Here is a 6200-nt window from a genome sequence, read left to right as displayed (position 1 = left end):
GCATGACCAGCAATATGGCCGCCCCCTTTTTGCAGAACTTGACGCACACAACCAAGAAAAAGGCGTCCTGAAGGACGCCTTGAGAAATGGGATGCTGTCACAACGGGGGCTTGAGCTGAACCTCAGGGGACGAGGAACGGGATTTCTCCCTCAAGTTACACGCGACTATCGGGGTCGTCCCTTAACAACTCCTTACCGGGCCGCGGAAAAATTTACGAATGTGTACCACCCGTGAAATCTAGGTAAATTCGCTGGAGAGATTTCGTTAACCATGCCGCCCGTCAGCCCGCCAGCTGCGGCAGGTTGCGGAACAGCTCCAGCGCTTCCGGGTTTGCAAGCGCTTCCTTGTTCTTGACGGCACGGCCGTGAACCACGTCGCGCACCGCAAGTTCGGTGATCTTGCCGGACTTGGTGCGCGGGATGTCGGTGACGGCGACGATCCTGGCCGGCACGTGACGCGGGCTGGCGCCGGTGCGGATCCTGGCGCGGATTCGCTTTTCCAGATCCTCGTCCAAGCCGACGCCGGCTGCCAGACGCACGAACAGCACGACACGGACATCATTGTCGAAATCCTGGCCGATGCAGAGCGCCTCGAGGATTTCCGGCATCTGTTCGACCTGGTTGTAGATCTCGGCCGTGCCGATCCGAACCCCGCCCGGATTGAGCGTCGCGTCCGAACGGCCATGGATGATCATGCCGCCATGCGCCGTCCATTCGGCGAAGTCGCCATGGCACCAGACATTGTCGAAACGCTCGAAATAGGCGGCGTGATACTTCTTGCCCTCGGGGTCGTTCCAGAAGCCGATCGGCATCGACGGGAAGGCCTTGGTGCAGACGAGCTCGCCCTTCTCCTGCCGGATAGGCTTGCCGTCGTCATCCCACACGTCGACCGCCAGGCCGAGACCAGCTCCCTGGATCTCGCCGGTCCAGACCGGCTCGGTCGGCACGCCGAGCACGAAACAGGACACGATGTCGGTACCTCCCGAGATCGAGGCCAGATGCACGTCCTTCTTGATGCCGTCATAGACGAAGCGGAAATCCTCCGGCGACAGCGGCGAGCCGGTGGAGGAGATGGTGCGCACGCTGGACAGATCGTGGCTGACGATCGGCTTGAGCCCTGCCTTGCGAACGGAATCGATGAACTTCGCCGAGGTGCCGAAATAGGTCATCTGCTCGGCGTCGGCGAAATCGAACAGCACGTTGCCGTCGGGGTAGAAAGGCGAGCCGTCATAGAGCAAAAGCGTAGCGCCCGAGGCGAGGCCCGAGACCAGCCAGTTCCACATCATCCAGCCGCAGGTGGTGAAATAGAACAGGCGATCGCCATCGAGCAGGCCGGCATGCAGCCGGTGCTCCTTGACGTGCTGGATCAGCGTGCCGCCGGCCGAATGCACAATGCATTTCGGGATGCCGGTCGTGCCCGAGGAAAACAGGATGTAGAGCGGATGCGCGAAGGGCAGCCGCTCGAAGCTGACGGTCTTTGCGGCGAATGGCGAGAGCGCTTCTTCGAGCGCGGTCGCCTTGTCGATGGTGGCGGCGACGTCGGCCGAGGTGCCGAGATAATCGACGATCAGCACCTTGCGCAGTGTGGTGAGCTTGGCCGCCACGGCGCGGACCTTGTCGGCCACTTCGATCGCCTTGCCGTTGTACCAATAGCCGTCCGGCGCGATGAAGACGACCGGTTCGATCTGGCCGAAGCGGTCGAGCACGCCCTGCTCGCCGAAATCGGGAGAGCAGGACGACCACACCGCGCCGATCGAGCTTGCCGCCAGCATCGCGGCGATGGTGTCGGGCATGTTCGGCATCATGGCGGCGATGCGGTCGCCAGCCTTGACGCCGACCGACAGGAAAAGCTGCTGCAGCCGCGAGGTCAGCGCGTGAAGCTCGTTCCAGGACAGCCGGCGCTCGACCTTGTCCTCGCCGCGAAAGACGATGGCCGGGCCGCCGCCGGTCTTCTGCAAAAGGTTCTCGGCAAAGTTCAACTTGGCGTCAGGAAAGAAAGCCGCGCCTGGCATCCGCTCGCCGTCGATGAGGTGCCGCTCGCCCTTGTCGCCGACAAGCCCGCAGAAATCCCAGACCAGGCTCCAGAAGGCTTCTCGATCCTCGATCGACCAGCGGTGAAGGTCCGCATAGCTGGAGAAAGCCTCCCCGGCCTTCGCAGCCGCGGCCTTCATGAACGCGGTTAGAGGCGCTGCGTCGATCCGCTCCTGCGTCGGGGTCCACAAAGGTGTGTCGGCGGCCATGATCGCTCCTCCCAAAGCGCGTCGCGAACGAGCCAGTTAAGCTCAACGTCGCCTATGCCATCGTTCCAAAAACGGCGCGCAACCGTGGACCGGGGTCGTACGGTTCGCTTATGCATATTGCAGCGCAGCAGAGCAAGATCTTGTTCACGCGACCCATCGCTGTCGCTGCGCAAATGCCATCGCAAGGCCATAAAGACTTGAAAAGCGTCGGCGCTCGGTTACACCCGTCGGGCGATTTTGTCGGCAATAGAAGCATACGGGGCAAAATGCCATCATCTTTGATCCGGCGCGGGGTGTGGGCGATCGGCGTCGCCGTGCTCGTCATCGCGCTCGCGGTCGCGGCGCTGCCGCTGATTGCCTCGACCCGCATCGTGCGCGATCGCATCGCCTGGGAATTGAGCGCCTGGAGCGGCTTCAGGGTGACGATCGACGGCTCACCGCGCATCGAGGTGTGGCCGAAATTCCGGGCCATCCTCAGCGACGTGACACTGTCGCAATGGACCGAGACCGACGCGCCGCCGGTGGTCGAGGCCGATCGCGTCGAAGTCGACCTCTCCGCCATGGCGGCCTTGCAGGGCAACGTCGCCTTCTCGACCGCGAGGCTGGTGCGCCCGACGATCAGGGTCCAGCGCATGGCGAACGGCTTCTACCTGCCGCCGCTTCCGACCGGGGGGCGCATCACGCGCTCGATCGATACCGCGCGTGGCGTGGTCACCGCCAACCCGCAGAAGCCGGATCTCGGCCGATTGCCGTCCGATCCGTTCGGCACCGTCGAATTCCGCGATGGTCGCGTGGTGACTTCGGTTGACGGCAAGGACGCCGAAGTCCTGAGCAGCCTGAACGGCCAGGTGAACTGGGAAGCGATGAACAGCGATGCGTCGCTGACCGCGACCGGGATCTGGCGCGGCGAAAGCGTGCAGCTCGATTTCTCCTCGGCGAAACCGCTGGTGCTTTTCGCCGGAGGCGCGGCGCCCGTCACCCTCTCCTTCAAGGCGGCGCCCGCGACATTCTCCTTCGACGGAACGGCCTCGATGTCGGACAACGCCTATCTGGATGGCCAGGCCAAGTTCGCCGCGCCGTCGCTGCGGCGCGTGCTGGAGTGGTCGCAGGCCGGCCTCGCGCCGGGTGCCGCGATCGGTGCGGTCTCGGTCACCAGCAAGGTGAACGCCTCGGCGGGGCGTGCGAAATTCGAGAACACGACCGTCACGCTGAACAACAATCCGGGCATGGGAGCGCTGGATTTCTCCTTCGCCGAAGGGCGCCCGGTGATCGCCGGCACGCTCGCCTTCGATACGCTGGATCTGAGATCTTTCCTGTCGGCCTTCACGCCCGTCGCGCCCACCGGCGAGGCCGGTCCAGGCGACATCGACACCAGCTTCGCCGACCGCATCAACCTCGACCTCAGGCTGTCGGCGGCGCATGCCATGGCGGGACCGGTGCAGTTGGCCGACGTCGCGGCGACCGCGCAGGTCAAGAACGGCCTTGCCGTCTTCGACATATCCGATGCGTCGGCCTTCAACGGCACCATCCAGAGCAGCCTGCGCTTCGACCGCAAGCCGGAAGGCACGCAGGTGGAACTGCGGCTCCTGGCGTCGGATGTGGATACGGGAGCCTTTGCCACGGCGGCGGGAATGACGCGGCTGGTGCCGGCCGGCACCGGGACGGTATCGGTCATCCTCAAGGGACCCGGCAAGGCGTGGAACTCGATCTTCGAGAATGCTGACGGATCGTTCTCGGCGACGTTCGGGCCGGGCACGCTCAACGGGCTCGACCTGCCGGCCTTCCTCAAGCGCAACCAGCAAGGCGGCTTCTTCGCGCTTGACGACGTCGCCAATGGTGCGCTGCCGATCGACGGCGCCGAGATCAAGGCTAGCATCTCGAAAGGCGTGGCGCGCCTCGACAAGGCCGAGATCAATGCGCAGAAATACAAGATCTGGCTGTCGGGCATCGCCTCCTACGCCGGACGCGGGCTGGCGCTCTCGGGCGGCGTGGTGCCCAGCGGACAGCCGGCACAGCAGCCCCAGCAGACCAACGGCCAGGCTGCCAGTCCGCCTCCCGCTCAGCCGAACCAGTCGCTGTTCTTCGTCGGCGGCAACTGGAGCGCGCCGTTCATCTCGCCGATCGCTCCCGGCGTTTCAGGCCAGTAAGGCGGGGCGCAAAGCGTCCCCGCACCCAACTGCTCAACCGCGCTGCGCGGCCTGCTCGTCGAGCTGGCGCTGGATCTCGCGACGCTTGTTGGCGATCGAGGCGATGATGACGCCGATCGCCACGACCGCGATCAGGATGGTGCAGGCGGCGTTGATTTCCGGCGTCACGCCGAGACGCACCTGGCTGTAGATCTTCATCGGCAGCGTGGTGGCGCCCGGACCCGAGGAGAAGCTCGCGATGACCAGATCGTCGAGCGAGAGCGTGAAAGCCAGCATCCAGCCGGAGATGATCGCCGGCAGGATGACCGGCAAGGTGATCTGGAAGAAGGTCTTCACCGGCGGCGCGCCGAGATCCATCGCCGCCTCCTCGAGCGAGCGATCGAACGAGACCAGCCGCGACTGCACGACGACGGCGACGAAGCACATGGTGAAGGTGATATGCGCGAGCGTCACCGTGAAGAAGCCGCGGTCGAGTCCGACGGCGACGAACAGCAAGAGCAGCGACAGGCCCGTGATGACCTCCGGCATGACCAGCGGCGCGAAGACCATGCCCGAGAACAGCACCCGCCCGCGGAAGCGCGTGTAGCGCGTCAACGTGATGGCGGCGAGCGTGCCGAGCACGGTCGCCACCGTCGCCGAGATGACGCCGACACGCGCAGTCACCCAGGTGGCGTCCATCAGGCCCTGATTGTGGAACAGCGACACGTACCATTTGGTCGAGAAGCCGCCCCAGACGGTGACGAGCTTGGACTCGTTGAAGGAAAAGACGATCAAAAGCACGATCGGCAGATAGAGGAAGGCAAAGCCCAGCACGATCGAGGTGATGTTGAAGCGACTCCAGGTCGAGTTCATCTGCCCTGCTCCTGTGCCTTTGCCTGCGCCTGCTGGAAGAACATGATCGGGATGGTCAGAACCAGAAGCAGGATGACGGCCACCGCCGAGGAGACCGGCCAGTCGCGATTGGAGAAGAATTCGTTCCAGAGCGTCTTGCCGATCATCAGCGTCTGCGAGCCGCCGAGAAGGTCGGGAATGACGAACTCGCCGACGGCCGGGATGAACACCAGCAGGCAGCCGGCGACGACGCCGGGCAGCGACAGCGGGAAGGTGATCTTCCAGAAGGCGCCGATCGGCGGACAGCCAAGATCCTCCGCGGCCTCGACCAGCGAATAGTCCATCTTCTCAAGCGATGAATAAAGCGGCAGCACCATGAAGGGCAGGTAGGAATAGACGATGCCGATGAAGATCGCCGTGTAGGTGTTCAAGATCACCAGCGGCTGGCTGATGATGTGCAGCGACATCAGCAACTGATTGAGCAGCCCTTCGGGCTTGAGGATGCCGATCCAGGCATAGACGCGGATCAAGAACGATGTCCAGAAGGGCAGGATCACCAGCATCAGCAAGGTCGGACGGATCGTCGCCGGCGCCCGCGCCATGCCATAGGCGATCGGATAGCCGACGATCAGGGTGAGCATCGTCGAGATGCCCGCGATGATCAGGCTCGTCACATAGGCGTTGAAATAGAGCGCATCCTGGGTGAGCCAGGTGTAGTTGTCGAAGTTGAGCTCGCGGAAGCCGGCGAGGAATCCCGAGATGCCGTCGCTGAAGTCGAGCACCGGCGTATAGGGTGGCATCGAGATCGCCGTCTGCGACAGCGATATCTTGAAGACGATGATGAAGGGAATGAGGAAGAAGAACAGCAGCCAGAGATAGGGGATGATGATGACGAGGCGGTTGACGAAGCCCTTCGCCAGCCTCGCCGGCAGTGTCGGGGTTTGCGTCGACGGGGCGGCAGTCGCTGCGATATCGGTCATCT

General features: G+C 63.8%; 5 protein-coding genes. 2 read left to right on the top strand and 3 right to left on the bottom strand.

Annotated elements, in window-relative coordinates:
* A partial coding sequence (locus E5X34_RS16350; protein WP_292566594.1) for a hypothetical protein occupies positions 1–235 on the top strand: 235 nt, incomplete at its 5' end.
* Between the two features lie 46 nt (positions 236–281).
* On the opposite strand, the gene E5X34_RS16345 is transcribed toward E5X34_RS16350, so the two are convergent.
* Entirely contained in the window at positions 282–2240 is a 1959-nt protein-coding gene (locus E5X34_RS16345) for an acetoacetate--CoA ligase (RefSeq protein ID WP_292566591.1), read from the bottom strand.
* A 266-nt stretch (positions 2241–2506) separates the two neighbouring features.
* On the opposite strand from E5X34_RS16345, the gene E5X34_RS16340 reads away from it, so the two are divergent.
* The gene (locus E5X34_RS16340) at positions 2507–4387 is read left to right on the top strand and encodes an AsmA family protein (RefSeq protein WP_292566588.1); all 1881 of its coding nucleotides are present in this window, start codon (positions 2507–2509) and stop codon (positions 4385–4387) included.
* A 33-nt stretch (positions 4388–4420) separates the two neighbouring features.
* Here the strand turns inward: E5X34_RS16340 and E5X34_RS16335 are convergent, their stop codons facing one another.
* Both E5X34_RS16335 and E5X34_RS16330 read right to left on the bottom strand, forming a co-directional pair.
* On the bottom strand, positions 4421–5239 hold the full coding sequence (locus E5X34_RS16335) for an ABC transporter permease subunit (RefSeq protein WP_095819802.1): 819 nt from the start codon (positions 5237–5239) through the stop codon (positions 4421–4423).
* Positions 5236–6198 carry an ABC transporter permease subunit gene (locus E5X34_RS16330; protein WP_292566586.1) on the bottom strand — a complete coding sequence of 321 codons (963 nt, stop codon included), beginning with the start codon at positions 6196–6198 and terminating at the stop codon, positions 5236–5238. The genes E5X34_RS16335 and E5X34_RS16330 overlap by 4 nt, the downstream gene beginning before the upstream one ends.
* Positions 6199–6200: the final 2 nt, after the last annotated feature.

Source organism: Mesorhizobium sp. (genome assembly GCF_004963255.1).
In the GTDB taxonomy this organism is placed as follows: domain Bacteria; phylum Pseudomonadota; class Alphaproteobacteria; order Rhizobiales; family Rhizobiaceae; genus Mesorhizobium.
This window is presented reverse-complemented; position numbering and strand designations above follow the sequence as displayed.